Source organism: Deltaproteobacteria bacterium, assembly GCA_029858205.1.
In the GTDB taxonomy this organism is placed as follows: domain Bacteria; phylum Desulfobacterota; class GWC2-55-46; order GWC2-55-46; family DRQE01; genus JAOUFM01.
In genome coordinates, this window is record JAOUFM010000001.1 from 70,543 (window position 1) to 97,534 (window position 26,992).

Annotated in this window: 25 protein-coding genes and 1 tRNA gene; 10 read left to right on the forward strand and 16 right to left on the reverse strand. The window is 52.2% G+C overall.

Annotation, left to right across the window (positions count from 1 at the left end; translation table 11 throughout):
• Nucleotides 1–101 precede the first annotated feature (101 nt).
• Together oadA and OEV59_00350 are read left to right on the forward strand one after the other, a co-directional pair.
• Nucleotides 102–1,910 carry a sodium-extruding oxaloacetate decarboxylase subunit alpha gene (gene oadA, locus OEV59_00345; protein ID MDH4226190.1) on the forward strand — a complete coding sequence of 603 codons (1,809 nt, stop codon included), beginning with the start codon at nucleotides 102–104 and terminating at the stop codon, nucleotides 1,908–1,910.
• A 47-nt stretch (nucleotides 1,911–1,957) separates the two neighbouring features.
• Nucleotides 1,958–2,839, forward strand: coding sequence for an AEC family transporter (locus OEV59_00350; protein ID MDH4226191.1), 882 nt, complete (start codon nucleotides 1,958–1,960; stop codon nucleotides 2,837–2,839).
• A gap of 7 nt (nucleotides 2,840–2,846) precedes the next feature.
• Here OEV59_00350 and selD read toward each other — a convergent pair whose 3' ends face one another.
• Genes selD through selB form a run of 3 tightly spaced genes read right to left on the reverse strand, consistent with a single transcriptional unit; the run spans nucleotide 2,847 to nucleotide 6,528 of the window.
• Nucleotides 2,847–3,881 (reverse strand): selenide, water dikinase SelD, encoded by a 1,035-nt coding sequence (gene selD, locus OEV59_00355; GenBank protein MDH4226192.1) that lies wholly within the window; start codon nucleotides 3,879–3,881, stop codon nucleotides 2,847–2,849.
• A 30-nt stretch (nucleotides 3,882–3,911) separates the two neighbouring features.
• Nucleotides 3,912–4,607: a YdcF family protein gene (locus tag OEV59_00360; GenBank protein MDH4226193.1), complete on the reverse strand. Its 696-nt coding sequence runs from the start codon at nucleotides 4,605–4,607 to the stop codon at nucleotides 3,912–3,914.
• Between the two features lie 4 nt (nucleotides 4,608–4,611).
• A complete protein-coding gene (gene selB, locus OEV59_00365) occupies nucleotides 4,612–6,528 on the reverse strand; it encodes a selenocysteine-specific translation elongation factor (protein ID MDH4226194.1) in 1,917 nt (638 codons plus the stop codon).
• 122 nt (nucleotides 6,529–6,650) lie between these two features.
• Between selB and OEV59_00370 the strand changes: the two genes are divergently transcribed.
• Nucleotides 6,651–7,775 (forward strand): GGDEF domain-containing protein, encoded by a 1,125-nt coding sequence (locus OEV59_00370; GenBank protein ID MDH4226195.1) that lies wholly within the window; start codon nucleotides 6,651–6,653, stop codon nucleotides 7,773–7,775.
• Between the two features lie 74 nt (nucleotides 7,776–7,849).
• On the opposite strand, the gene OEV59_00375 is transcribed toward OEV59_00370, so the two are convergent.
• The 12 genes from OEV59_00375 to OEV59_00430 all read right to left on the reverse strand — a co-directional run bounded on the left by OEV59_00375 (nucleotide 7,850) and on the right by OEV59_00430 (nucleotide 21,281).
• Nucleotides 7,850–8,977: a DegT/DnrJ/EryC1/StrS family aminotransferase gene (locus tag OEV59_00375; GenBank protein ID MDH4226196.1), complete on the reverse strand. Its 1,128-nt coding sequence runs from the start codon at nucleotides 8,975–8,977 to the stop codon at nucleotides 7,850–7,852.
• Between the two features lie 72 nt (nucleotides 8,978–9,049).
• Nucleotides 9,050–9,463 carry a transcription antitermination factor NusB gene (nusB, locus tag OEV59_00380; protein MDH4226197.1) on the reverse strand — a complete coding sequence of 138 codons (414 nt, stop codon included), beginning with the start codon at nucleotides 9,461–9,463 and terminating at the stop codon, nucleotides 9,050–9,052.
• Between the two features lie 16 nt (nucleotides 9,464–9,479).
• A complete protein-coding gene (gene ribE, locus OEV59_00385; protein ID MDH4226198.1) occupies nucleotides 9,480–9,953 on the reverse strand; it encodes a 6,7-dimethyl-8-ribityllumazine synthase in 474 nt (157 codons plus the stop codon).
• 27 nt (nucleotides 9,954–9,980) lie between these two features.
• Entirely contained in the window at nucleotides 9,981–11,216 is a 1,236-nt protein-coding gene (locus tag OEV59_00390) for a bifunctional 3,4-dihydroxy-2-butanone-4-phosphate synthase/GTP cyclohydrolase II (GenBank protein MDH4226199.1), read from the reverse strand.
• A gap of 2 nt (nucleotides 11,217–11,218) precedes the next feature.
• A complete protein-coding gene (locus tag OEV59_00395) occupies nucleotides 11,219–11,863 on the reverse strand; it encodes a riboflavin synthase (GenBank protein ID MDH4226200.1) in 645 nt (214 codons plus the stop codon).
• Nucleotides 11,864–11,888: 25 nt separating this feature from the next.
• Nucleotides 11,889–12,965, reverse strand: coding sequence for a hypothetical protein (locus tag OEV59_00400; protein MDH4226201.1), 1,077 nt, complete (start codon nucleotides 12,963–12,965; stop codon nucleotides 11,889–11,891).
• A gap of 248 nt (nucleotides 12,966–13,213) precedes the next feature.
• The gene (gene ribD, locus OEV59_00405; GenBank protein ID MDH4226202.1) at nucleotides 13,214–14,302 is read right to left on the reverse strand and encodes a bifunctional diaminohydroxyphosphoribosylaminopyrimidine deaminase/5-amino-6-(5-phosphoribosylamino)uracil reductase RibD; all 1,089 of its coding nucleotides are present in this window, start codon (nucleotides 14,300–14,302) and stop codon (nucleotides 13,214–13,216) included.
• 2 nt (nucleotides 14,303–14,304) lie between these two features.
• Nucleotides 14,305–14,784 (reverse strand): transcriptional regulator NrdR, encoded by a 480-nt coding sequence (gene nrdR, locus OEV59_00410; GenBank protein MDH4226203.1) that lies wholly within the window; start codon nucleotides 14,782–14,784, stop codon nucleotides 14,305–14,307.
• 99 nt (nucleotides 14,785–14,883) lie between these two features.
• Nucleotides 14,884–18,057, reverse strand: coding sequence for an efflux RND transporter permease subunit (locus OEV59_00415; protein ID MDH4226204.1), 3,174 nt, complete (start codon nucleotides 18,055–18,057; stop codon nucleotides 14,884–14,886).
• 41 nt (nucleotides 18,058–18,098) lie between these two features.
• The gene (locus tag OEV59_00420) at nucleotides 18,099–19,238 is read right to left on the reverse strand and encodes an efflux RND transporter periplasmic adaptor subunit (protein ID MDH4226205.1); all 1,140 of its coding nucleotides are present in this window, start codon (nucleotides 19,236–19,238) and stop codon (nucleotides 18,099–18,101) included.
• A 39-nt stretch (nucleotides 19,239–19,277) separates the two neighbouring features.
• Nucleotides 19,278–20,621, reverse strand: a complete 1,344-nt coding sequence (locus OEV59_00425; GenBank protein ID MDH4226206.1) for a TolC family protein — start codon at nucleotides 20,619–20,621, stop codon at nucleotides 19,278–19,280.
• A 6-nt stretch (nucleotides 20,622–20,627) separates the two neighbouring features.
• Nucleotides 20,628–21,281: a TetR/AcrR family transcriptional regulator gene (locus OEV59_00430; protein ID MDH4226207.1), complete on the reverse strand. Its 654-nt coding sequence runs from the start codon at nucleotides 21,279–21,281 to the stop codon at nucleotides 20,628–20,630.
• 215 nt (nucleotides 21,282–21,496) lie between these two features.
• Here OEV59_00430 and OEV59_00435 point away from each other — a divergent pair, with 215 nt between their 5' ends.
• The 3 genes from OEV59_00435 (at nucleotide 21,497) to OEV59_00445 (ending at nucleotide 22,852) form a co-directional block, all read left to right on the forward strand.
• Nucleotides 21,497–22,375 (forward strand): response regulator, encoded by an 879-nt coding sequence (locus OEV59_00435; protein ID MDH4226208.1) that lies wholly within the window; start codon nucleotides 21,497–21,499, stop codon nucleotides 22,373–22,375.
• Nucleotides 22,376–22,439: 64 nt separating this feature from the next.
• A tRNA-Ala gene (locus tag OEV59_00440) sits at nucleotides 22,440–22,515 on the forward strand.
• A 64-nt stretch (nucleotides 22,516–22,579) separates the two neighbouring features.
• Nucleotides 22,580–22,852 carry a hypothetical protein gene (locus OEV59_00445; protein ID MDH4226209.1) on the forward strand — a complete coding sequence of 91 codons (273 nt, stop codon included), beginning with the start codon at nucleotides 22,580–22,582 and terminating at the stop codon, nucleotides 22,850–22,852.
• A 5-nt stretch (nucleotides 22,853–22,857) separates the two neighbouring features.
• Here OEV59_00445 and OEV59_00450 read toward each other — a convergent pair whose 3' ends face one another.
• Nucleotides 22,858–23,883, reverse strand: coding sequence for a GGDEF domain-containing protein (locus tag OEV59_00450; GenBank protein ID MDH4226210.1), 1,026 nt, complete (start codon nucleotides 23,881–23,883; stop codon nucleotides 22,858–22,860).
• A gap of 121 nt (nucleotides 23,884–24,004) precedes the next feature.
• On the opposite strand from OEV59_00450, the gene OEV59_00455 reads away from it, so the two are divergent.
• From OEV59_00455 to modA, 4 genes are all read left to right on the forward strand, one after another.
• A complete protein-coding gene (locus OEV59_00455) occupies nucleotides 24,005–24,844 on the forward strand; it encodes a GGDEF domain-containing protein (GenBank protein MDH4226211.1) in 840 nt (279 codons plus the stop codon).
• A 126-nt stretch (nucleotides 24,845–24,970) separates the two neighbouring features.
• Entirely contained in the window at nucleotides 24,971–25,972 is a 1,002-nt protein-coding gene (gene moaA, locus OEV59_00460) for a GTP 3',8-cyclase MoaA (GenBank protein ID MDH4226212.1), read from the forward strand.
• A gap of 4 nt (nucleotides 25,973–25,976) precedes the next feature.
• Nucleotides 25,977–26,180 carry a TOBE domain-containing protein gene (locus OEV59_00465; GenBank protein MDH4226213.1) on the forward strand — a complete coding sequence of 68 codons (204 nt, stop codon included), beginning with the start codon at nucleotides 25,977–25,979 and terminating at the stop codon, nucleotides 26,178–26,180.
• Entirely contained in the window at nucleotides 26,177–26,938 is a 762-nt protein-coding gene (gene modA / locus OEV59_00470; GenBank protein ID MDH4226214.1) for a molybdate ABC transporter substrate-binding protein, read from the forward strand. The genes OEV59_00465 and modA overlap by 4 nt, the downstream gene beginning before the upstream one ends.
• Nucleotides 26,939–26,992: the final 54 nt, after the last annotated feature.

Consider the following 26,992-nt stretch of genomic DNA (forward strand, 5'->3'; position numbering starts at 1 on the left):
TAATGGCTACAAACTCCAAGAAAACGACCAAGAAAGCTGCCGAGCCCGCAAAAAAACAGGCAACGTCGGCAAAGGCTTCATCTGGCCGCAAGACGCAGATAATGGACACGGTGCTGCGTGACGCGCACCAGTCTCTCCTGGCAACGCGCCTTAGAACAGAGGACATGGTTGAGGCCTGCTCCATGCTCGACAAGGTCGGGTACTGGAGCCTCGAGGCCTGGGGCGGAGCCACCTTCGACTCATGTCTTCGTTTTCTAAAGGAAGACCCGTGGGAGCGGTTAAAGACATTCAGGAAGGCTATACCGAACACGCGCCTACAGATGCTTCTAAGGGGCCAGAACCTGGTCGGGTACCGCCACTATGCCGACGACGTGGTAAAAAAGTTCGTCGAGCTCTCGGCAAAGAACGGCATAGACGTCTTCAGGATATTCGACGCGCTAAACGACCTTCGTAACATCGAGGTCGCGGTAAAGGCTGTAAAGACCGCAAAGAAAACGGTGGAAGGCTGCATATGCTACACCACGAGCCCCGTGCACTCGCACGAGGGGTTTGCAGAGCAGGCAGTGAAGCTCGCTAACATGGGTGTGGATACCGTCTGCATAAAGGACATGGCCGGGCTTCTGACTCCCGTTGCCTCATTCGACCTCGTGACAAAAATAAAGGCAAAGGTCAATCTGCCGGTGCACATACACACACACGATTCGTCCGGGCTTGCCGCGATGACGTATCTTAAGGGCATAGAGGCAGGGGCAGATATCATAGACACGGCACTCTCCCCGCTTGCCTCGGGCACGTCGCAGCCTCCGACAGAGACGATGGTGGTAGCGCTCCAGGGCTCTCCGTTCGACACAGGGCTCGACCTTAACCTTCTCTCCGACATAGCCGAGTTCTTTAAAAACGTCAGAAAGAAATATAAGAGGTTCGAGACCGTGTATTCGGGCGTAAACACAAAGACCCTTATCGTGCAGGTCCCCGGCGGCATGATATCCAACCTTGCGCACCAGCTAAAGCAGCAGGACGCGCTCGATAAGATGGACGAAGTCTTAGACGAAATTCCGCGCGTAAGAGAAGAGATGGGATACCCTCCCCTCGTTACTCCAACGAGCCAGGTCGTGGGCACGCAGGCAACACTTAACGTGCTAACCGGCGAAAGGTATAAGGTCATAACAAGCGAGACAAAGAACTACTTTAAGGGCCTCTACGGACGGCCTCCTGGGAAGGTAAGCGAAGAAGCAACAAAAAAGGCCATAGGCGATGAAAAGCCAATTACAGTAAGGCCCGCGGACCTTCTCGAGCCGGAGCTCGACAAGCTCGCAAAGGAAGTCGTTGGAAAGGCAAAGAGCCCGGAGGACGTTCTATCGTACTGTCTGTTCCCGATGGTAGCTCTTGAATTTTTCGAGCAGAGGGAAAAAGGCACGCTCACGCCAGAGCCACTTGAACTTCCGGAAGAACCCAAGGCCCAGGCGCGCCACTACGCGCCAAGCGAATTCAACATCACCGTGCACGGCGAGACCTACAAAGTAAAGGTCGCCGGAGCAGGACACAAGGTCGACGGCAAAAGGCCGTTCTTCCTTAAGATTGACGACCGCCTGGAAGAGGTCATGATAGAGTCTTTGCAGGAAATCATCCCCTCGACCGCCGGCGAGATAGAGAGCGAAAGTATCCCGCAGTCGAGCCGCCCGAAGGCAAAGAAGGAAGGCGACATCACCACACCCGCGCCCGGAAAGGTGACTTCGATAAAGGTAGCGGTTGGCGACAGGGTCGCAGAAGGCGACGTGCTCCTGACAGTCGAGGCCATGAAGATGGAGAGCGAGGTGCACGCCGCGGTAAACGGCACTGTAAAGCGCATACTCGTTAAGGTCGGCGATTCGGTCAATCCGGACGAAACACTTATGGAGATAGAGCCCTGATAACACAGGGCTCTGTCATTTCCTCTACCCTTTAAAACCCATTTTACATGGAACTTGTCATAAAAGTGCTCTACGTCGTATTCCCCGTTTTCTCGATAATGGGGCTCGGGTACCTGCTTTCGCACTTTAAGAAACTCGACATCGAACCGGTTCTCGAGATACTTCTTTACCTCACCATCCCGGCATTCGTAATATCATCGCTTTTAAAACGCGAGACAGCGGCAAAGGAACTTTTCCTCATAGCCGTTGCCGTGTGCTTTGTCGTCCTGTTTGTCGGCCTTCTGACGAAACTCTACATAAAGATATCGGGAAAGGAACATATACGCGACATATACCTGCCGACGATGTTCATGAACACAGGTAACATCCCCTTCCCTGTAGCGCTCCTGGCCTTTGGCGAGGAAGGGCTCTCGATAGCGGTCGTGTACTACGTTGCACTTAGCATGCTTGTATACTCGCTTGGCATATACATCGCAAAAGGAAAGGACGGCATGGGCGAGATGTTTAAACTGCCGCTAATCTACGCCGCAGCAATAGGCATAGCGCTAAACCTTCTGCACGCGCATCCGCCGGAGCCGGTACTAAAAACCTTCGACATGCTGGGTGCTGCCACAATCCCCGTGATGCTTGTCTGCCTCGGCTACCAGCTTCGCAACACAAAGCTCGCTGACATAAAGACATCTCTCTCTGCGGTAGGTATACGGATGTTTGGCGGCGTGCTTGCGGCAATAATAATAATCAAGGTTCTCGGCATTACCGGGCTTACGGCAAAGATAATCATACTGTCATCTTCCATGCCTTCGGCTGTGATAACATTCGTCTTTAGCCACCGCTACAAGATGGACAGCTCACTCGTTGCCTCGATAGTAGCGCTTAGCACGGTTATAAGTATAATAACCGTGCCGCTCATACTTTTATTCCTGATTTAAAACGGTCTTAGCGGACTTCGAGAGTAAAAGCTGACTTTTCTGCCGCGTGTCCTATTACAAAGGCCTTAACGCCTCTTTTCTCAAGCTCGGCAAGAAGCGCGTCCTTTTTATCCGCGCTGACACTTATAAGCAGTCCGCCAGAGGTCTGGGGGTCGGCAAATAGCATCCTAAGCTCCTCTGAAATGGACGGCGCGAAAAAGGCCTTGGCCTTCAAGAACTCGGAAGTGGTGCTTATCGCTCTCGGCCTGTTCTTCTTATTCTTCACAAGCTCGAGAGCGGCATCGAACACCCTAACTGCCTTCGAATCTATTATAAAACTTACGCCCGAGCCCTCTGCCATCTCGTAGGCATGGCCAAGAAGACCGAAGCCTGTCACATCCGTGCACGCATTGACGCCTACTACCTGCATGGCAAGAGCAGCGTCTTTGTTAAGTGTTTTCATGGAGGCAAGCGCTTCCTTCGCAGTCTCAGAATCAATCTTTAGCGCCCCGCCCTTTAGCGCGCTCGTTATGATGCCCACACCAACCGGCTTTGTAAGGATTAATGCGTCGCCTGACTTTGCGCCTACGTTCTTCACAGCCTTAGCCGGCTCGACCACACCCGTAACCGAAAGGCCAAACTTCACTTCCTTATCCTCAATGGAGTGCCCTCCTACAAGCGAAACCCCTGCCTCCTTCAACTTCGCGGACGCGCCCTTTAGTATCTCGGTGAGAATATTTAGCGGCAGCTCCTTTGGAAAGCATACGATACTTAGCGCGTACTTCGGCTCCCCGCCCATCGCATAGACATCGCTTAGCGAATTGGCCGCTGATATCTCGCCGAAGCTGAACGCGTCGTCGACGATTGGCGGAAAGAAGTCCAGTGTTGCTACAGTTGCCAGATTCTCGGCAATACGGTACACGGCAGCGTCGTCCGAGGTTTCAACACCTACGAGTATGTTCGGGTCAGTTGGTTTTGGCAGCTCACGCAGCACCTGCGCGAGGGCTTCGAGCCCCATCTTGGCCGCTCAACCGGCGCAGCTTGCGTAATCGGTAAGGCGTATGTCTTTACCCCGCTTAAACACGCATCCTCCTTATATATATCCCTTCATCCTGTAAACAACGAGCCCGGCGTACTCCCACATCACTTCGTAAAAAAGCCCTATGCGGCCTATCACCGAATCCTTATGCATGGTGTAGTCTATCACAGGCGACGCAGAACAGTTTACCCCGAGCTTACTCACAATAGCCATGGCCCTTCTCATGTGGGTCGGCGAGCTTACAAGTAAACAGCTCTTCATGCCGTTATTCCTCATTATAGAATCAAGGGCCGTGATGTTCGAATACGTGTGCGTGGATGCCGCGTCTATGTAGATATCGTCTGCCGGAATGCCAAGCTCAGCAGCTGTCTTGCCCATTATCTTCGACTCGAACGCGTCCATGTTCGCGCCGGAATCAGCAGAGCCAGAGACTGTGGTAAATACCTTCGTCGATGTATTTGTTATCGAGCCCCCGAGGAACGCTATCTTCGGCGCCCTGCCCTGCTTATAGAGGAGCATTCCGCGTATCATGCGCTCGTTCGATCCGTGACCGAGAACGCCGTTCTTGAAAGCGCCGCCTCCAAGCACAGCGATAATATCGGCCTTCGAAGGCGCGGCCTCGCCGACTATAAGAGGCCTGGCAAGCCAGTTGGCAACGGGTGTAAGCGCTATAACAAGCTCTATACCAATAAGTGCAAAGGCCGCAATAACAATAACGCGTTTTATTTTCTTTATTCTTTCGATAAACATTTTTCTATCTTAGCGTGCGCGCATCCCCTGCCCTAAGTGTAACGCGCTCCTTGTCGAAATATTCAAGTATTTCTATCGCGGCCTTCCTGCCGCAGCCGAGCACATCCCTGAAATCAGCGGCCTTTATGGAGCCGTTCTTGAGAACGAACTCCCTTAATTTCTTCTCCGCGTCCTTTAGCATCGCCCCTGACATGAACACATCGTGGCGTATCTTCACGACCTCGCCGCTACCAATGAGCCCCTTTAGCGCGTCCTCTAACCCGGCCTTTGGAGCGGAAAGCTTAAGTATATCCTCTTTTTTAACCGATGAGAAGTTATTTTCAAAAAGCCCGAGCACTGCCTTGCTATACGCGTTGCCCTGCGCTGCCGGAGCCTTATACGAAGGCAGGGAAAAGAGAGCGCCGTTTTTAGTAATTACGCCGTCGGTTATCATGCGCGAAGAAAGCCCTTCGTCAAAAAGCTGCCTAAGCACACCGATCCCTGAAGCCTTGGGTGGAATAGACTTTAAGATGTCATCTGTGCTAAAACCCTTATCAGCCGGCCTTTCCTTATGCAAGAACGCAAGCGCGGTTGTTACAAGGCCTCGCATCGAACCGTAATCAGCCTCCTTGAACACAAGGCTGCCAATGCGACCGTATCCGCCCGTTGCAATAAGTGAGTTAAATGTCTCTAGCCCGAGCATGAATGAAAGCGCTGCTGCCTCGGCGCATCCGCTATTTTTTTGAATAATCGCATCTATAAGCGCGGCAGCGTCGCCTTTAAGAGCGGCATCAAAGGGCACGGCAGGAAGCTTTGGCATGACGCGCGCCGACAGATACGGCAGCACTACCTCGCCGCCGCCTATGGTCCTGTTTAACGACGGGTCGCGGACGATAAAGCGGTCGCCTCGAAACATCATAAGTGGTTCTTTTAAAAACACCCTTGCGTACACGCGCTGGCCAGGAAGAGCCTCTTGCGTATTCAAAAGACGCACACGCGCTCCTACCTCCTTCGTGAAATGGTAGAGCGTAAAGGCTGTACGTCCGCTAAGGGGCCTGGGAGAGTTCTTTAGAACGTTAAGCACGCAATCGAAGCGGCGTATGCCGGACAACAAAACGCCTTCTGTGCCCGCTCCAAGGAGCATGTCCCCTCTTTTAATATCGTGGTGCGAAACTCCGGAAAGGTTAAGCGCTGCCCTTAAAGTAGCGCTTACTGTCTTTAGTTTTGTTCCGTGGCTCTCGATGCCGCGAACGCGCGCTGGCTTTCCCGAAGGGAATACCGCTACCTCCGCTCCTTCGACAACCTCGCCGGATGCAACAGTGCCTGTCACAACAGCTCCAAAGCCCTTTATGGAAAAAGAGCGGTCTATAGGAAGGCGAAAACGCTTATCAACGGCACTATGGCGGTTATCGGAGCATAGCTTCTCTATCGCGCTTTTCAGTTCGTCCATGCCCGCTTTGCTATGAGTCGACACCGCGACAACAGGAGCGCCACCTAGAAGTGTCGCCCTCTTTAGCTCGTTTACGGCAGAGGTAACCTCACGCAGCCGGTTATCGTCTGCGATATCGGCCTTTGTGATGACGAACACGCCCTTCCTGACGCCAAGGAGCGTCACTATGTCGAAGTGCTCGATTGTCTGCGGCATGATGCCGTCATCTGCCGCAACGCAAAAAAGCACGGCGTCTATGCCGCCGACACCGGCAAGCATGTTACGGATAAAACGCTCGTGCCCGGGGACGTCTATGATGGAGACAGAAACACCGGAAGGCAAGACAAGACTCGCAAAGCCCAGGTCGATTGTCAGCCCGCGCTTTTTCTCCTCCGCGAGACGGTCGGTGTCGATGCCGGTAAGCGCCATCACAAGCGAGGTCTTGCCGTGGTCAATGTGGCCTGCCGTGCCTATGACAAGGCCGGCCTTATTTTCAAGGTTCTCTTTGCGCATACTGGTAAAACGCCAATCCGTCCCGCAAAACGGCATGTGATGCCCTGTTTCCGCTTGCAAGAGGCGCTCTGTTGACATATATTATATAGATTAAACATCGCAAAGGAAAGAGGCAACCGCCCTTGAAAATAAACATAGCCGAAGACAAGATAATACTGCGCGTGCTGCAGCGCCTGCAGTGGATAAGGTCCAGGGAAGAAGGGCTTGAGCTAAACGAAATGCTCTCGACCATTCTGAAATGGGCCAATGCCTTCGTGCCCTCGGAATCGGGCTCCATACTGCTCGATGACCCGATACTCACGAAAAAGAACAAAAAGCCGGACCGCCTCTACTTCCTCGCGTGCTTTGGCAAAGGCTCCGCTTCCCTTGCCGGAAACGTCATACCGGCAAACCTCGGCATAGTCGGACAGACCTACAAGAGCGGAAAGCCCTACATAAGCAAGGTCGTCGATAAAGACAAGCTCTTTTTCAAGGGCATAGACAAGAAAACAAAATACAAGACCCAGTCAATTATCTGCGTTCCGGTGGTAATGGGAAGCACAACCGTCGGCGTCGTCGAGCTCATAAACAGGGCCGGCAAGATAAACTACGACGAAAAGGACCTTGCGATACTGAAAATATTCGCGGGCTACACCTCCACCCTCATACAGAACACGCTCGATGCAAAGCGCTTCTCCGAGCTTTCGGTAAAGGACAACCTTACAGGGCTATATAACGACAGATACTTCTTCGAGGCCCTTCACCGCCTCGTGCCGACACACAACAATCCGAAAAAAGACCTCTCTCTAATATTCTTCGACCTCGACAGATTCAAAGAAGTAAACGACACCTACGGCCACCTTGCCGGAAGCCGCGTATTGCATGAGATAGGCATAATACTCACCTCATACCTGGAGCACAACGAAAGCATCATCCCTGTTCGCTACGGCGGAGACGAGTTCATACTGATACTCCCGGACTATAACATCGAGAAGGCGCGTGCCCTTGCTGAAGACATACGGGAGACTATCGAAGGGTTCACCTTCCTTGCGCAGAAAACACAGGGCTTTAAGCGCGCATTGAAGATAAAAAACATCATCACCGGAAGCTTCGGCGTTGCCTCGCTAAGAGAGAACGTGAAGAAACGGCAGAAAACCCTTGTTGCGGTGCCGTCACTCATAAAGGCCGCTGACACGGCCATGTACGGGGCAAAAGAAAAAGGCAAGAACGCGGTGGTGCTCGCAAAAGGCGTATTCAACCCGAACTAAAGGACATATTACTACAGACAATAAAAAGCCCGTCCGCAGCGCGGACGGGCTTTTGCTATTTCATAAACAAGCAGCTACTTCCCTGCGTAAAAAGCGTAGATGCTATCCACCACGTACTTTATCTCTTCCCTCTTAAGCTCCGGATACACCGGGATGGCGAGCACCTCCTTTGCAGCTGCCTCGGAAACCGGGAAAGAGCCCTTCTTATATCCAAGCGCCTTGTAACAGTCCTGGAAATGCAGCGGCACGGGATAGTATATATCCGTACCAACGCCTGCCTTCGTAAGATGTTCCCTTAGCCCGTCCCTTTTCTTGCACCTTATGACGTACTGATTATAAACGTGGCGGCCGTCTACAACATGAGCCGGCGGCGTAACAGAGCCCGCAAGCCCTGCAGCGCCAAAAAGCTTTCCATAATACGCGGCATTCTCGATACGCCTGTTAGTCCATTCATCGAGCTTTCTAAACTTTACGCGAAGCACGGCTGCCTGAAGCTCGTCGAGCCTCGAGTTCATGCCGACTATCTTATGATAGTAGCGCACCTTGCTGCCGTGCACTCGTAGCATCGCGAGCGTATCGAATGCCTTTTGATTATTTGTCGTTACCATACCGCCGTCTCCTACTCCGCCGAGGTTCTTGGTCGGATAGAACGAGAAGCAGCCGACATCCCCTATTGCTCCTGCGCCCTTACCCTTGTACGACGCGCCGATACTCTGCGCAGCATCCTCTACTACCTTTGCGCCAAACTTCTTCGTAACCTTCGTGATCTTGTCCATATCAGCGCACTGTCCGTAAAGGTGCACGGGGATTACGGCCTTGATTTTCTTCTTGTGCTTTTTAAATGCCCTCTCGAGCGAGGCAGCGTCCATGTTAAAGGACTCTGGCTCTATGTCCACGAACACGGGCGTTGCGCCGGTAAGAGACACGGCCCCGGCTGTTGCGAAGAAGGTAAATGCTGGTATTGCGACCATAGCGCCGTGGCCTATTCCAAAAGCCCGAAGGGCGAGTATCAGCGCATCCGAGCCCGATGCGCAGCCGAGCGCAAACTTCGCGCCCGAGTACGCGGCAACGTCGGCCTCGAGCCCCTTCACGTTTTCGCCAAGTATCATCCTCTGGCTTCTTAGTACTTTAAGCACCTCGGCCTCTGCATCTTCCCTTATGGCCTCGTACTGAGCGGCAAGGTCGAGAAGTTTTACGTTCATTGGTAACCTCCATAAAAAAACAGACGGGGCTTTTCTCTAAAAGCGCCGCCCGCTTCGAAATTTATTTTACAGCTACCTTACCGTAACCCCTGACTTGACGATTGCGTCGAGCACTCCGTTCACAAACGGCCCAGATTCAGCAGAGCCGTACTTCTTTGCAAGCTCTACCGCCTCGTCGATTGCAACCTTAAACGGCACGTCCGCGCTTTTCGTTATTTCGTAAACCGCGAGCCTTATAACATTACGGTCTATGACAGGCATTCGTGAGGTATCCCAGTTCTTCGAATGCTCGGAAATCAGGGCGTCGATGCCCTTTAAATCATTTCTAACGCCTCCGACAAGCGTCTTCGCGTATTCGAGAGATTCAATTGTAAGCTTCATCTCGGAGGCGACGTTCGTAACGCAATCGTCTACGCCCGAATCCGTGACATCGAGCTGATAGAGCGCCTTAAGGGCCGCTTCGCGTGCTTTTTTCCTAAGGCGCATACGACCTCTCTCTATCCTACTTCTTCTTCACCGACTTAAGGAGATTGGTCATCTCTATTGCCGTGAGCGCGGCATCGCTTCCCTTATTTCCTGCCTTTGTCCCTGCCCGCTCGATTGCCTGCTCGAGGTTATCGGCGGTAATCACGCCAAATGCCACCGGAACTCCGCTCTCTGTCGAGAGCTTGGCAATGCCTTTGGCTGCCTCAGCGGCCACATACTCGAAATGAGGAGTCGAGCCCCTGATGACCGCGCCAACGCATATTACCGCGTCGTATGTGTTCTTCGCTATCAGGGCCTTTACGACAACCGGCATCTCGAATGCGCCCGGGCATTTCACTATGTCGATGTCCTTTTCGTCAGCGCCGCTTCTCTTTAGCGTATCGAGAGCGCCGCTAAGAAGCCTTTCCGTTATAAAGTCGTTGAACCTTCCGGCAAGAATTACGAACTTAAGACCTGCCGCGCTTAAAGCTCCTTCGAATACCTTACTCATGCCCCCTCCTTGTTTTGTGCTCGCTAATTATTTCTTCTTCGTATCGGTCGCAACACTATCCAGATTCGTAAGCAGATGCCCCATCTTGTCCTTCTTTACTCTCAAATAATGCACGTTCCTGGCGCGAGGCGCCGTCTCAACGGGCACCCTGTCTACGACCTCTAATCCGTAGCCGTCCAGACCCTTTATCTTTCGCGGGTTATTTGTAATAAGACGCATCTTACCAACCCCTATATCAACGAGCATCTGCGCGCCAAGGCCGTAGCTTCTTAGATCAGCCTCGAACCCGAGCTTCTCGTTTGCTTCTACCGTATCGAGGCCTTCATCTTGCAGCGCGTAGGCCTTAAGCTTATTGACGATGCCGATGCCTCTGCCTTCCTGCCTCATATAGAGAAGCACACCCTTGCCTTCCTTTTCTATCATCTTAAGCGATGCGGCAAGCTGCTCGCCGCAGTCGCACCTTTCGCTGCCAAACACGTCTCCTGTAAGACACTCCGAATGCACACGGACAAGTGTCGGCTCGTCTGGCTTAATCTCGCCCATCACAAAGGCCAGGTGCTCGTGCTTGTCGATGTCGTTTTCGTAGGCAATGGCAGTGAACTCGCCGGAGATGCGCGTTGGGACTTTGGCCGATGCAGCACGGCGTACAAGCTTGTCTTTCTTGAGCCTGTACTCGATAATGTCGGCAATCGTAACTATCTTTAGGTCATGTTCCTTTGCGAACTTTTCAAGCTCCGGCATCCTCGACATCGTGCCGTCGTCGTTCATTATTTCGCAGATTATTCCCGCAGGCCTTAGCCCCGCAAGACGCGCAAGGTCGACCGAGCCTTCGGTCTGCCCGGTCCTTACAAGCACGCCGCCGTTAACAGCGCGAAGCGGGAATATGTGGCCCGGCCTCGCAAGGTCCTCCGGCTTTGCGTCGTCCTTTACCGCAATCTCGATTGTAAGCGACCTGTCCGCGGCCGATATGCCGGTTGTGATGCCGCGGGCCGCGTCTATGGACACGGTAAAGGCGGTCTTGAAGGGAGTCGTATTATCCTCGACCATGTGAGGAAGTCCGAGCGCCTCGGCCTTCTCTTCGGTAAGGGTCAGGCATATCAAGCCCCTGCCGTGCTTTGCCATGAAGTTTATGGCAGCGGGTGTGACAAGCTCCGCAGCCATGCAGAGGTCGCCTTCGTTCTCCCTGTCTTCGTCGTCAACGACAATGACCATGCGGCCTTTGCGTATGTCGTCTAACGCTGCCTCTATTCTCTTTATTGCCATGCCTAACCTCTCTTTAAAAACCCGTGCTCCCTGAGGAAGCCCTCGGTTACGCCCTGCTCTTTACCTGTGTTCATGAAACGCTCGACATACTTGCCGATGACATCGGTTTCTATGTTCACGCTCTGTCCCTGCTTTTTACTGGCAAGGGTAGTGCCGGTAAGCGTGTGCGGAATGACGGCTACGGTAAATGTCTTTTCACTTAGCTTCGAAATCGTCAGGCTTATGCCGTCTATTGCGACCGAGCCCTTTTCGACAAACTGATTTTCAAACCCCGGCTTTATCGAGAACTCGAACTCTGAAAAATCGCCCTGCTTTTTTACTGCCACGACCTCGCCGACATAGTCAACGTGGCCTGTGACGAAATGCCCGCCAAGGGGCTTATTCATCGTAAGCGGCAGTTCGATATTTACGCTATCTCCTGTCTTAAGGAGCCCAAGTGTTGTGCGCTTAAAGCTCTCGCTGCTTACGTCTGCGGTAAACGAGCTTCCGGAGATGGCAGTAGCCGTAAGGCACGAGCCGTTCACAGCGATACTACCGCCAATTGGCGGCATTGGCACACCCTTTGCCTCTATTGTTATTCTACCAGAACCGCCTGTTTTTTCAATGCTTTTGACGGTGCCAATTGCCTCTATTATGCCGGTGAACATGGGTTTACCTATCCATTCATACCAATCAACTGCACTGGGTCATTACCCTAAAATGCGACATCTCTCGCGTCCAGCCTTCCAGCGTTTGCTTCCCGTCATTTACTTTTATTTTTACCCAATTAATCATATTATCTCTTTTCTCGGGATATATGTACTCTTCCGAACAATACTCTCCAGGGAAAAGACATCTCTCTTTGACGCCTAGCGCACCCCAGTATTCACAGCCCCTGTACCAAAAATTATACGCACCCAATTCGACGTAATCCAGAAGATAATAAACATCCCCTGCCTTTAATGTCAGCCATTCGCCATCCCTGATCAGAGCGCCATGCTTATTGCATATTTCCCCTTCACCAGACACATTTTCAACATAAACCTCGACATCCATATCAACCATAACAGGCACCGGCGTTACATGAATCTCTCCGGTAAGCGCAACTACAGGCGTTCCCTTGACTACTCTCGCAACAACTTTTTTCCCATTAGGCTTATCAAACAAATCCGTATCTTCAACCACATTCCACTCGGCTAACTCATACGAACAACACTCGCCCGGACAAGCCCCTTTCTTGACAATAACGCTTCCATTAGGCTTGTAATCGCTTGGAGACTTGGCAATCCTAGCTATTGCCTCTTTTCTTCTTTTCTCGATCTCACGAAGTTTTTTGGTATAGAGCTTACCGGCCTCGGAATTTAAAAACTCCCGGCTCTTAAGCAATTCAACTATCTTCGGATATTCATCTTCATTATGCTCGCCATACATTGCATGCCGTTTAGTCTTAACAAAATCGCCGTTTTGAATATTCACCTCGTAATCCAGCAACATCTTGATTATCTTTATGGCATCATGCTTGTTACCATATTTCAGGTGCACACTGACAAGTTCGTAAAAATAACTTTTGAGAAATACTCCTGAACAAGACTCTTTAATATCTTTAACCGCCTCAGCAACTTCCTTCTCATACTCCGCAGAATTGGATTTATTGTTGAATGTATACCCGCCAAGACACAATTCGCTATCCGCATCATCTGCTACAGCGTAATTGCCGTATCCCATAACAACTGCCAATAAAACTAAAATCAAATACGCACTTCTCTTCATCCCCTACACCCTGCCCTCTACCAGCACGTCCCCTCCGACTGTGCTTATGGAGACTTTCGCAGGTTCAGGTTTGCAACCTGAACCATAACTTTTCTCCACCTTGTCATGCTGAATCCTGAAGCAAGTTCAGGACAGGCCCGTTTCAGCATCCCGGTTTTTCTTTGTCATTCCTGCGAAAGCAGGAATCCATTTTCAAAAAAATCAAAAGACACTGGATTCCCGCCTGCGCGGGAATGACAGATTCCTGCCTAAAGCACTCCTTCTACCAGCACATCTCCTCCGACTGTGCTTATGGACACATCTTTTAAAGTCACCCCGGCTTTACCGAGCATGCCAAGCGAGGCAACCGCGCTTACGGCACCATCCCCTATTACAAGCGGCGCAACGAATACCATCATCCTATCAACACTTCCGGAAGCCATAAACGACGCAGCCACCCGCGCCCCGCCTTCTACCATCACGCTTACGATACCGCGCCTGCCAAGCTCTCTTAAAACCGCCTTTATATCGAGCCCGTTCTTTACATCCGGCACCCCTATGACCTCCGCGCCTCTACGCGTAAGCCCTGCCGCACGCTTCGAGCTTACAAGTCTCGGCGAGGTAAATATATAGCACCGCTCGCCCTTTAAAATCTCCGAATTAACCGGCGTGCACAGAGACTCATCAAGCACTGCCTTCTTCGGGTCCCTGCCCTTTACGAGCCGCACGTTCAGCTTCGGGTCGTCCTTCAGAACAGTCCCGCTCCCAACAAGCACGCAGTCGTATATGTCCCTTAAGCCGTGCACGAGCCTGCGCGACGTTTCACCGCTTATCCACTTCTTTTTCGAGCCCGGCGCGTACGTAATCTTGCCGTCAAGGCTCACTGCCATCTTTAGCATCACATACGGCACGCGCTTACGAATGAACTTATTATAGCATTCGTTTATTGCGCTGCATTCGTCCGAAAGTACGCCGGTCACTACCTTTACCCCTGCCCTTCGAAGCCTGCGTATACCGCTGCCGCTTACCTTTGGGTTCACGTCAGCTGCGCCTGTAAAGACCCTCTTTATGCCTGCCGTAAGGATTGCGTCGGTGCAGGGCGGCGTCTTGCCAAAGTGGTTACACGGCTCGAGCGTGACGTATAAGTCCGCTCCCTTTGCCCTTATGCCGGCGTCCCTTATTGCCTCGACCTCTGCATGGGGAAGTCCTGCCTTCTTATGATAGCCCTTGCCAACAACCCTGCCTGCCCTCACCACCACCGCGCCAACTGCCGGGTTAGGGCTCGTTCGGCCAAGCCCCTTTATAGCCAGCTCCAGGGCCTCTCGCATGAACTCAACAGGTGCGGCAATGCGCGTCAAGACTACTTCTCCCCGCGCCTTTGTTTATCTTTATTTTCAATAAGTTGCATCATTTCCTTCATAAACTCGCTTATATCCCGAAACTCCCTGTAAACAGAGGCAAAGCGCACGTACGCTACCTCGTCCAGGGCCTTTATTTCACTCATCACAGCCTCGCCAACAGCGGTACTCGGCACCTCTTTTTGCCCTGCCTCGACAAACTTTTTCTCTATCCTGTCGACTATGCCGTCTATTGCCTCTGTGCTAACAGGCCGCTTCTCAAATGCCTTTTTAAGCCCGGAAAGTATTTTCATCCTGTCAAACACTTCCCTTGTGCCGTCCTTCTTAACGACAAACGGCAGCGTTTCCTCCACCCTCTCATAGGTGGTGTAACGCTTTGCGCAGCCAAGACACTCTCTTCTTCGCCGCGTAACGTCGCCGTCTTGCGAGAGCCTTGAGTCTATGACCTTATCTTCCAGATGCGAGCAAAATGGACACTTCATAGGATTTAATAATACATTGAAATATGAGGAAAAACAAGAGGTTTGTATAGATGCGTTGCCGTTGGCATGACACCATGCCAACGGCTCAAAAAAGACGCCTTAATAGTCCCTGCGGCCCCGGGTATCGTAGTCCTTAGCGTGTGTATCGGAAGGTTCTTCGATAAAATCAACAGCCTCTGGCAAGTCGTCTGTATCTGCCTGAGCCGTTGCTGACTTGGCAACATCAGGGCCTGCTTTCTTTATACGGCGCACAAACTCATCAACTATCGTATATGCCGCAGGGATAACAAATAGCGTAAGGAATGTGGATGTCATTACGCCGCCGATTGTGGCGATCGCCATCGGAGACCTTGATTCGCTTCCCGCGCCAAAACCGACTGCCGTCGGAAGCACGCCGAATATCGTCGAGAATGCCGTCATCAAGATAGGCCTTAGCCTTATGGGCCCGGCCTTCCTGAGTGCTGCGTACATCTCCATGCCCTCGCTTCTTAGCCTGTTCGTGTAATCTACGAGTATAATGGAGTTCTTCGTAACAAGCCCTATTAGAAGCGTTATGCCAATCATGCTGTAAATATTCACCGTATTGCCTGTTACAAAGAGAGCTCCGAGCGCTCCGATGATGCTAAGCGGGAGCGCGAGCATAACCGTAAACGGATGCGCGAAGCTCTCGAATAGAGATGCAAGCACCATGTACGTTATGACAGAGGCAAGGAAAAACGCGAATATCATGGAGAAAAACGTCTCCTTGAACTGCTCTGCTCCTCCGCTAAGCCCGGTCGTAAAGCCCTCGGAAGGGAGCACCTCCTTGGCTATTTTATCAAGGTCGGCGATTGCGGAGCCAAGGGTCTTGCCCTTCTCGAGGTTCGCGGTAACGGCGATGCTTCTTTCCCTGTCTCTTCTGTTGATGACGTTTGCTCCCACTCCCTGGTCAACGGTAACGAAGTTCGATATGCGAACCGGCGCGCCGTGCTTATTTCTGACTGTAAGGGCCAGTATGTCTTGGGGCTCGACCTTCAGGTTCTCATCGAGCTTCACGCGGACGTCGTAGCGCGTGCCACCCTCCTTATACGTTGACACGTTAGAACCGCCAACAAGCGCGTTTATCATCCTTGTCAAAGACGTTGCGTCAACCCCAGCGTCTGCCGCGCGGTCACGGTCAACGATGAGCTTTAACTCCGGAAGACCGACGTCATAGTCGGTATCCACTCCAACGACCCCTGGAATCCGCGAAAACTTCTCGGCAATGATCCCAGAATACTTATCAAGCTCCTCGAGTGTCGGGCCTTTTATGACGTACTCGATTTGCGGCCCTCTTTGCGCGCCAAACCCAACGCTGAATTCGTTTATAAAGGCCTTGAGTCCGGGCTCGACATTAAGCTTTCGCCTTAACTCGCTGATTACCTCTGCCTGCGAGCGTTTCCTGTTGCCCTTCGGTATCATTCGCACGAAGCATATGCCCTTGTGGGCGCCGCTGTTTCCAAAGCCAACGACAGCAAAGTAGCTTCGTATCTCCGGAGTATCGGAGAGAACCTTCTCGATAAACCGAAGCTTCGAATCCGTGTACTCTATGGAAGAGCCGACCGGCGCCTGGTACGCTATCATGAACCTCGACTGGTCTTCCTTTGGCATGAACTCCTTACCGAGCATCATCCATACGACTAAACTGAAAAGGAATATACCGATTGCCGCTGCTATTACGAGCCCCCTTCTCTCGAGCGCCTTTGCAAGGTACTCGGCATAAAGCGTCTCGACCTTCGCGTACAATTCATCGAACTTCCTGAAAAGCACGAACTCGCTTTCCTTCATAGAAAGGAACTTGGATGAAAGCATGGGCGTTGACGTAAGAGCGACAAAGAGCGAGATGAATATAGAGATTGCGACTGTAAGACCAAACTCGTAGAAGAAGCGTCCGACAACGCCGCTCATGAACGCAACCGGTATGAACACCGCGGCAAGCGCGAATGACGTTGCCATGGCGGCAAAGGCAATCTCAGAGGCGCCGTCCCTTGCGCCATCGACTTTGCCTTTTCCGCGCTCACGGTGGCGCTGGATGCTTTCGATTATTATGATAGCGTCGTCTATGACAACGCCGACCGCAAGAGTCAGCGCAAGCATGGTCATGGAATTTAGCGTAAAGCCGAAGAAATACGTAAACATGAATGTGCCGATTATCGAGAGCGGTATGGTAATGCCGGTGATAATCGTTGCAGAGGGGCTCTTTAAAAATACGAGCACGACAAAGGCAGCGAGTATGCCCCCAAAAATCAGGGCAAAGTACATCTCGTGCATGCTGTCCTTGACGAATACGGAACTGTCAAAAGCAACGTCGAGCGTCATGCCTGCCGGAAGTATTGCCTTTGCCCTCTCGAGCTCGGCCTTGACCATGTCGGCCACTTCAACAGTATTCGCCCCTGCCTTCTTTCTTATGCCGAGGCCTACGGCAGAAACGCCCTTATACCTTGCGATGCTCGTCTTATCTATAAGGCCGTCTTCCACACGGCCGATGTCCTTCATCCGTATGGGAGCGCCTTTACTGTAGGCGACGATGAGCTCGGAGAACGACCTTACGTCCTTGAACTCGCTGTCCACCTTGACGCTAAACTCGATTTTGTCGCTACGGAGAAACCCGCCCGGAAGCTCGACGTTCTCCCGCTTTACGGCGTTAACCACGTCGTCTGCGGTAACGCCAAGGGCCTCGAGCCTTGTCCTGTCTATCCAGAGCCTTACCGCCCTGTCGCGCCTTCCGCCCGCCATGACGGAACCAACGCCGCTTATGGTCTCAAGCCTCGGTTTGAGCACCTTGTCGGCGAAGTATGTGAGGTCCTGGATTTTCCTGTCGCCCGACACAGCCACCCACATGATGGGCTGCGCCTGCATGTCGAGCTTGCTGATAGTCGGCGGCTCTACGTCGTCGGGAAGCCGTCTTGCAGCCCCGGCAACGCGGTCCCTTACGTCCTGGGCCGCGAGGTCTATGTCGCGGTCAAGCTCGAACTCGATTGTTACGATGGAAGCGCCGTGCGAGGAAATACTCGTGACCTTCTTTACGCCCTCGAGGGTCGCGACCTCTTCCTCTATGATGTCAGTAACGTTTTCCTCGACAATATCAGGGCTCGCGCCCTCGAGAAGAGTGGTAACGGTGACAGTTGGCATCTCGACCTTTGGGAACTGGTCGATGCCGAGCCTTACGAGGCTTATCACGCCAAACAGTATTATGGCGGCCATTATCACGAAGGTCGTGACAGGCCTTCTTATGGACATCTCAGGAAGAAACATTCAAAAACCTTTCGAAAAAAGAAAAACTGAAAAAGCGGCGCCTAATGCTTTGGCGGCGCCGCAGCGCCTGCGGCCTTGACCTTCGCGCCTGTTGACAGGTTCTGCGCGCCGTCTACGACTATCTCCTCGCCATCGAGAACGCCGCCTGTTATGACGACCTTGCCCTCGACCCTGTCGCCAAGCGTAACAACGCGCTCCTCAACGTTCTCGCCTTTTACAACGAACACGACGTCCTTACTTTCCTTCATAACTATGGCGTTCTCCGTTACGAGGAACACGCCCTCGAGCGTGCCCGTTGAAATGGAGAGCTCAGCAAATAGCCCGGGCTTTAGTAACCCCTTTGAATTGTCTATCTCCGCCTTGACCGTAAATGTGCGCGTTGAAACGTCAACGCTTGGCCCTGTGAAGTACACCTTGCCCTCGAATGTCCCTTCTATGGAATTCACCGTGAGCCTCGCCTGCTGCCCGGCCTTAACGGCATTGACGTAGCGCTCCGGGATAGAGGCCGTCACCTTCATGGGGTTCGAATCTATTAGCTTAAAGAGCTTACTGCCCTGCGTTACATACGCGCCGACTGTCACGTAGCGCTCGGCAAGGATGCCCGAGAACGGCGCCTTTACCCTCGAATCATCAAAATTCTTCTTTGCAATAGACAGCTCCGCGCGCTTACTGTCGAGGTTGCCAACAGCGGAATTTTTAAGGTTCAACGCCTCGTCGTACTTGGACTGCGTGACCATGCCGTCCTTCAGGAGTTCCTTGTTACGCTCGTAGTTCTTCACGGCAAAGGCCGCATCCGCCTCGGCCTTCTTGAACTCGCCATCTTTTCTCTTAACTTCGAGAAGGAAACGGTCCTCATCGAGTATCAAGAGCGCCTCTCCTTTTTCAACAACACTTCCCTCGTCCTTCACAAGCTTCGTAAGCTTTGCGCTAACGTCCGAGCTTACGAGCACCTCCTGGTCCGCCTCGAGCGTGCCAACGGCCTTGACAGTTACGTCGAAGTTCGTCTTTTCGGCCTTCCACGTCCTTACGCTGTAGGTCTGGGCAAAGCCTCCGGGGCCGCCCGGGCCGCCGCCCTTCTTACCCCCGCCGCCCTTTACAATGACCACAACGGCCGCAAGCGCCACTATGACTATAAGCGCTATGATAAGCGGCTTTTTCTTTATCGAATCGAATTTACCCATCTATAATCGCTCCCTCTTGTGATAAAAAACATGCCAATTTTAACGCTCCGAGACCGGAAGCTTTAGCCTCACGGTTACCTCGTCAAAGAGCACGCCAATGCTCCGCTTAAGCTCTATTACGCTTAGCTCATAGGAAAGCGACGCCCTCGAGAACCCAAGCTCCGCGCCAACAAGCGTTGTCTCTGCCTCCACAAGCCCTATGTTGTCGGCAAGGCCGTACCTGTACTGCTTAAGCACGACCTCGTAGTTCTCCTTTGCAAAGGCAAGGGCCTTTTCATACGAATCAACGAGCGCCATGGCGGACTTCATGTCGTTTAACTTACGCCTTACGTCCAACTCTATATCGCGCCTTGCAGATACCCTCATTAAGGACGCCTCTCTAAACTTGCTCTTTGCCTGCCGAAGTTCGGCAACCCTTAAGCCTCCTTCAAATATCGGGAACTTGACGTTAATGCCGCCGTAGACGTACTCGTCTATATACTCGGTCGGAAGCGGCGTCTGGTCTCGCTTTACATAAACTCCTTCCAATGAAACGGTCGGCAGGAACTGCCCCCTTGCGTACCCGACGCCGGAGGATGCCGCGCGTTCAAGGTATTCAAGCTGCTTATAATCGCGCCGCTTCTCAAGGGCCGTTAGAATGAGCTTATCGGCGTTATCCTCAACGGTCTTGAACCATTCAACGAGCCCTGGCATTTGCGGCACGAGCGTGTACTCGCCTTTTAGAGCGGTGAGCCTCTCGAAATAACTTACAGCATTGACATGAGCGCCGTCGGCAACAACGACGTCGGCCCTCTTGGCAGCTGCCTCTGCCTCTGCCCTCAAAACGTCGGCCTTTGTAGCGCTTCCGACCTCGAACCGCTTTTTACTAAGCGTCAGCAGGTCCTCTGCTCGCTTAAGCGAGGACTTTCTTATATCCAATTCGCGCATCGAGGCAAGAAGGTTATAGAAGGCCCTCGAGCCCTTTACTATGGCGTCCTCCTTCGCGTCCTCGTGCATGGCCTTGGAGCCCTTGCTTAAGAACCCGGCCTGCCTGATGGCGCTAAACTCCTTACCTCCGCCAAAGATAGTCTGCTCGACCCTTGCCTCGTAACGCGTCGTATCCTCTGGCTGGAGAAGAACGCCGGAGGCGCTGTACTTATCTTCACTGTATTTGGTGTAGTTGCCGCTAAGGGTCACGGACGGAAGTATCCTTGAGTACGCCCTGTGCTTATCGAGCCTGTCCTGAAAGGCCTCTTCGCCGGCAATAAGCACGGACTCGCTATTCGAGAGCGTAAGCTTCCACGCGTCGTAGAGCGAAACACTCTCCCCTGCATTTGCGCCCGAAGGCACAGATACTAAAATAATTAGCGCGGCCACTGCCGCAGTTATCCTGAATACCGTCATTACGAACTAACCTCCTGCCCTGCCGGCCCTTGACATGCCGTTTAAGAATATATCCACAAACGCGTCCGCTACCTCGTTAAGCGGCCTCTTGAACATCGATTTGAAACCGAATATCTCCTGCATCATGGAATAATGCGCTATCATGCCAAGAAATGCCCTTGAGGCGAGCATCGGGTCGGTCTTTTTAATATCTCCGGAAGCAGCCATTCCCTGTATGATCCCCGATATGGCATTTAACATCTCCATGCCCCTGGACTTTAGAAATATCTCGCTAAACTTCTGCCTCTCGAGCGCGCTATAGAGAAGAAGCCTCGCAAACGACGAGTCCTCGGCATACCTTTTCATCATGAAGAGGGCCATGGCACGAAGCGCTTCTTTGCCGCTTTTGCCGTCCATCTCCTTCTCTATAAGGAAGCGGCCCGAGGAGTCGTTACAGCATCTGTCTATTATAGCCTTGAAAAGGTCGTCTTTCTTTTTAAAGTACTTGAATATCATTGCCTCGCTAACGCCGACCTCTTCGGCTATCGCGCGCGTGGTAGTGCCCTTAAACCCCTTTTTGGCGAAAAGCCTTCCGGCGGCCTCGATAATCGAGTCCTTTCTCGCCCCTGCCGAGACCTTCTTTGGTTTTAACGTTTTTACTTTTTTTGTCTTCGATGCCATAAGATATTTGCGCTTTACACCCCTGACGCCCTAAAGCCCGCCTCTATACCTGCAAGACCTTCTGGTAAGTAAGTGCTTACTAACAAACATATCGAGTATACCCCAAGCCCGCGCCGCTGTCAAGGCCGCAAAGCGGGTTTGACAAAAGCGGCTTAAAGGTCTACAATTATGACATACTCGCCTCTCTATCACAGCGCCGCACTCGGAGACCTTACATGGAAGAGCAAAAGAACTTCGACGAAGTGGTCGACTGGCTGATAAAACTGGAGACCTCGGCCAGGGACTTCTACAGAGCCGCAGCCACCCACTTCAAAGAGGACGCCCTCTTAAGTGAATTTCTCTCGAACCTCGCGATGGACGAGGACATGCACCTCGATATCATCCTTAAAGGCTCTGAGCTTATAAAGAAAAGCGGCGGCCAGTCCCCTGCCCTCGCCTTTGCCCCTGATGCCGGCCAGATGAATGAGTGCATCGGGGCGCTTGAAAACGCGCGACAGAAGGTTAAAGCATCCTCCCTCACAAAGGAAGAACTGCTTGAAACAGCCGCAACGCTCGAGTTCTCCGAGTGGAACGACATATTCATATACATCATAAACGCCTTAAAAAGCCGCTCGCGCATGTTCGTGCCCTCTGCCGTAAATCTCGAGAAACACCGCTCATACATCATCAGGTACCTCGAAAAGACCGGCAACACCGCCATCCTGGAAAAGGTATCCTCCATCCCGCAGGTCTGGACCGAAAAGATACTGCTCGTGGACGATTCCGGGCAGATAAGGACGCTTCTCAAGGCCGTTGTGGCCAACATGGCCAACACAGACACGGCCGACGACGGCAGGAACGCGCTCGAAAAAGTGAACGAGAACTACTTCGCCGTCATAGTCTCGGACGTGGACATGCCAAATATGAACGGCATAGAATTCTACAAAGAGGCCGTGGGAAAGTTTCCGCGCCTGAAAGACCGCTTCCTCTTTTTTACGGCCAAAAACGACGACCAAACCATCAAATACTTCACCGACAACGGCATACGCCACCTCATCAAACCGGCCCCGATAAAGGATATCCGCCAGGCATTAAAAAGCATGCTCGGCAAGTAACACCGCCCAAGACGCAAAATTTGATTTGACAAGCGCGCCTCTACGTGTAAAAATAAAAACTTTCGGGGCTGTAGCTCAGTTGGGAGAGCGCATGAATGGCATTCATGAGGCCGAGGGTTCGACCCCCTTCAGCTCCACCAGAAAAAAGCAGCGGGTTACGCTAAGAGCGTAGCCCGCTTTTTTACCCAAAAGGCGCGCATAACTATGAAGAACCGGATAAGACATAGCGCAGTAATACTTTTTACCGTAGCAGCGCTGCTCTTTAGCGCACCAAGCGCCTCTCTTGCAAAGGAAAAAGGCGTGCTTGATGGCATCGGAGAAGTGTTCGATGACATGGGAAAAGGCATAAAAAAGCTATTTAGCGGAAGCGGCAAAAACGAAGGTAAAAAGGAAAACAGTTCATCTGGAAATAACGACGAAAAGATGAAAAAGACCGTAAACGACGCCTACAAAAAGCTAACAAGCCCCGGCAAGTAAAAGCCCTAACTACCCATACATACTCTATTTTTTCCCCTGCCCTTAGCCTCGTACATAAGGCCATCCGCCTTTGCAACCAGGGCGTATAAATCCTTCTCAACATCCGTTCCAAGCTTTCCTGTCACAGCCCCTATGCTCACTGTAAACGGCCTTGAAAGGGCCGCACTCTCCTTCTCAACCGCAGCACGTATCTCCTCGGCAACGGCCTTCACCCCGTCGGCTGTTATATCGGCAAGAAGTACGAGGAACTCCTCACCGCCGTATCTGCCGACGATATCGGAATGGCGCGTATGCTTCTTTAACACAGCGCCCAGGATCTTTAAGGCCTCATCCCCTGCCTTATGCCCCATAAGATCGTTTATCTGCTTAAAATCATCGGCATCGAGCAAAAGCACAGCCACACTTTTGCCGCCTCTCTGGGCAAGGAAGGCAAGGGTCATGGCCGTCTGGAAAAACCCATTTCTATTATACACGCCCGTCAGCACGTCGCTGTTATTTTGCACTACCAGGTTCTTGTTGTCGGTCCACATCCTGAGTATTATGTCGCCGCTAAGCTTTAGTTCCGGAGAGCCGCCGTAACGCTCTATCGAGTCGACGAACTTCTCAAGATGCAGCTCGTAGTCGCGCGCGGGCTTTTTTCCTTCCCGGGATATGGAATCCACGTAACAGAAAAGGCTTATGAAAGAACGGTGCAACATGAAGAACTCGAGGTGGCACGCTATGGATAACCTTTCCTGCGCATGCGACGGACGCGAACGCGTGAAAACAAGCTCCTCTATGCGCGGCCTTATCTTCACAAGCTCGGCAAGCACCCTGTCCGGGTCATCGAAAAGCTTTCCAACCGCCCCCTCTTCACAAAGCTCTATCATGTACTTCCAATAATTTGCGTGCACGCGTTCATCGTCGGCCATGGAGTCCCAGAAGTCGGCCTCCGGCCCCGAGGTCTCGGATAAGAACTCGGCGTATATGGCGGCAGAGCGTTCGTCTATGGCGCGGCAAAGCTTTAATATATCGAGAAGCACGTTATCCATACCTCATCAATAATACATCAATATTTACCAATTTCCAAGATTAAAACCGCCCTGCCCCTTGACACCGAAGGTTTACGTTATAGACTTGATAAAATACATACGCATTATTCGGAGGCGCGCTATGAGCAAGACAAAGGAACACAACAGCGACTCCACCACGACATACACCATCGACGACTGTGGGGTAAACGGAACCCCGTACGGAGTAAACTTCATTCAATGGCTGGAATCTGTAAGAAAGCGGACGCTGTTTGCAAGCGGCGGCTCCGTTGGCATTAAAATCAGGAACGGCGTGCCCGACTTGAGCTTTGATGGAGAGGGCGCCACAGAAGACAGCGACAGCAGCCCGCTGGCACTTCAGGAATTGAACAGCAAGGTAACCTCGGCTGCCTACGTAAAAGCGCTTAGGCAAAAGGCCATGTCCTTTGGCATAGAACGATTGAGCAAGGAAGAGCTCTACTACCTTGCCACAAGATGCCCGGCAACGGGGCTGCCAAACAGAAAACAGTACGACATCGACACCCTGACATTTCCGCACGAGTTTCCGGTGCAGATAATGGCCGAACTGGACGGCCTCGAGTTCTTTAACCGCGAGTTCGGCACTCAGGGCGGGGACGCGCTCCTCGAGACTTTCGTAGAAAGCGCATCACGGGCAGGACTAAAGAACCTCTACCACCTCTACGGCTCTATATTCGCTCTAAGGCACAGCTGCAGGGAGCGGGCATGCCTTAACATGGAGGAATTAAAGCACATATACGCGCTTTCCGTCATAAAGATAAAGGAAGAGGAATGCTCTACCCCTTCCTTCTACCACGGCGCAATATTCTGCTACGGCGTAGGCGAGACCATAACCGAGGCTGACGCGGAAAGGTACAAAAACAAGCTTATGCAGCAGTATAACCGCGAACGATGCTGCGCGCAGCATGAGAGGCCGCCGTGGCTAAAAAAGATAAACTGCTAAAAGGGGCCGGAAAACAGCCCCAAAACATATAAAATTGACCAACCCCCTGTTATCTGTTAATATGAAATATGCCGGTTACGCATAAAAAAGCAGAGTAAAACAAGAGCCGGCATATAAGGGGTTTATATGTCAAACGCTTCCAATAACCGCGCCGACACGTTAAAAGACCGTTTTGGCCGCGACCTTACATATCTTAGAGTATCTGTCACGGACCGCTGCAACCAGAGGTGCGCGTACTGTGCGCCTGCAGAGTTCAAGGACAGAACGGAAATACTTAGCTACGGCGAAATTACGCGCATTATAAAAACGCTCGTAACGCTTGGCGTAAAGAAAGTGCGCCTAACGGGCGGAGAGCCACTTATCCGTAAGGACATAGAAAAGCTTGCTGCAATGCTCGCCTCGCTAAAAGGCATCGAGGACCTTTCGCTCACCACCAACGCCATACTGCTAAAACAATACGCAAAGCCGCTTAAGGACGCGGGCCTAAGGCGCGTAAATGTCAGCCTTGATACACTCGATGCAGCGCGTTTTAAGTCCATCACAGGCGGCGGAGACCTCGCAAAGGTGCTTGGCGGCATAGACGAGGCGCTAAAGCAGGGGCTCACTCCCCTCAAGATAAACACAGTCATCATGAAGGGCTTTAACGAGGACGAGCTTGCGCGTATCATCGACTACGCACGGGAGCGCGATATCTGGATACGCTTTATAGAGTGCATGCCCATGAGCGACGGCTTCGATTGGAAGGCTGCCTATATATCCGTAGACGATATCATAAAACGCCCCGATATAATGGAGCGCGTGGATACATCGGCTGCCCCTGAAAAAGGCAGGAGCGCGGCATACATGCTTCCGTTAAAAAGCGGCAGCGGCAAGGTCGGGTTCATCTCTCCCATGTCCAATAAATTCTGCGATGGCTGTAACAGGCTTCGCCTGACTGCAGACGGAAAGCTCAGGGCCTGTTTGCCGGCTGATTCGGACGTTGACCTTAAAGACGCCATAAGAGCCGGCGCGGACGACTCAGAACTCGTAGCGATGATAAGGAAGGCAGTGCTTCTAAAGCCAGAGTCCGGCGAATACAACTACGAAAACACCGGCAGAGACAGGTCCATGATACACATCGGAGGATGATAGAATGAAACTTTCCGGAAGAAACCAGCTCCCTGGCGAGGTGGTTGAGATAAAAAAAGGCGACGTTGTAAGCGAGGTGGTGATCAAGGCAGGCGAGCACCTCATAGCAGGCGTTATCACCACAACGAGTGTCGAGAACATGGGGCTTAAAGTTGGCGACCGTGTGACCGCGCTTATAAAGGCAACTGAAGTTTCCTTCATAAAATGAGGCTCCTCGTAGTAGCCTTCTTCATAGCGCTAACCGCCCTCTCCGCTTTAAACGCCCATGCGGACAAAAAGGCCGTCACAGTGGCAGTATCAGCGAACGCGCTCGCCCCTGTAAAGGAAATCGCGGCCGCATTCGAAAAGAAGACGGGCGTAAAGGTCACGGTCATCTCGGGCTCGACCGGAAAGCTCTACTCTCAAATCGAACAAGGCGCGCCCTTCGATATTTTTCTCTCCGCAGACAACACGCACACCGTAAAGCTCGAAGACAAAGGGCTCGCAATCAAGGGCTCCCGCTTTGTGTACGCCGAGGGCTCGCTCGCTTTGGCAATAAAAAAGGATTACTCTACCCTCGACATCAAGGCCGCATTATCAAAGGCAAAGAAAATAGCAATAGCCAACCCTTCAACTGCCCCGTACGGCGCTGCTGCAATCGAGGCGCTAAAGAGGCTCGGCATACACAGCGAGGCCGAGAAAAAATTCGTGTACGGCGAAAGCGCTGCGCAGGCATACGCGTTCTTCAAGAGCGGCAACGTGGACGCTGCGTTCATTCCCCTGTCGTCGGTGTATGGCGCTGGCAGCACCCATATCCCCGTTGACGCAAAGCTGCACACGCCAATCCTTCAAGAGGCAGTGCTCCTTAAAAACGCGTCAAAAGAGGCCGCAGAGTTCGCTAACTTCCTCAAATCGGCCAAGTCATTGGAAATATTTAAGAAATACGGCTACACCGTCATAACAGCCAAAAAGCTTGCCAAGCCATAACCCTCTGATTTTTCTGGCTTTTCTATCCCGCACCTGTTATACTTGAAAAGTTTC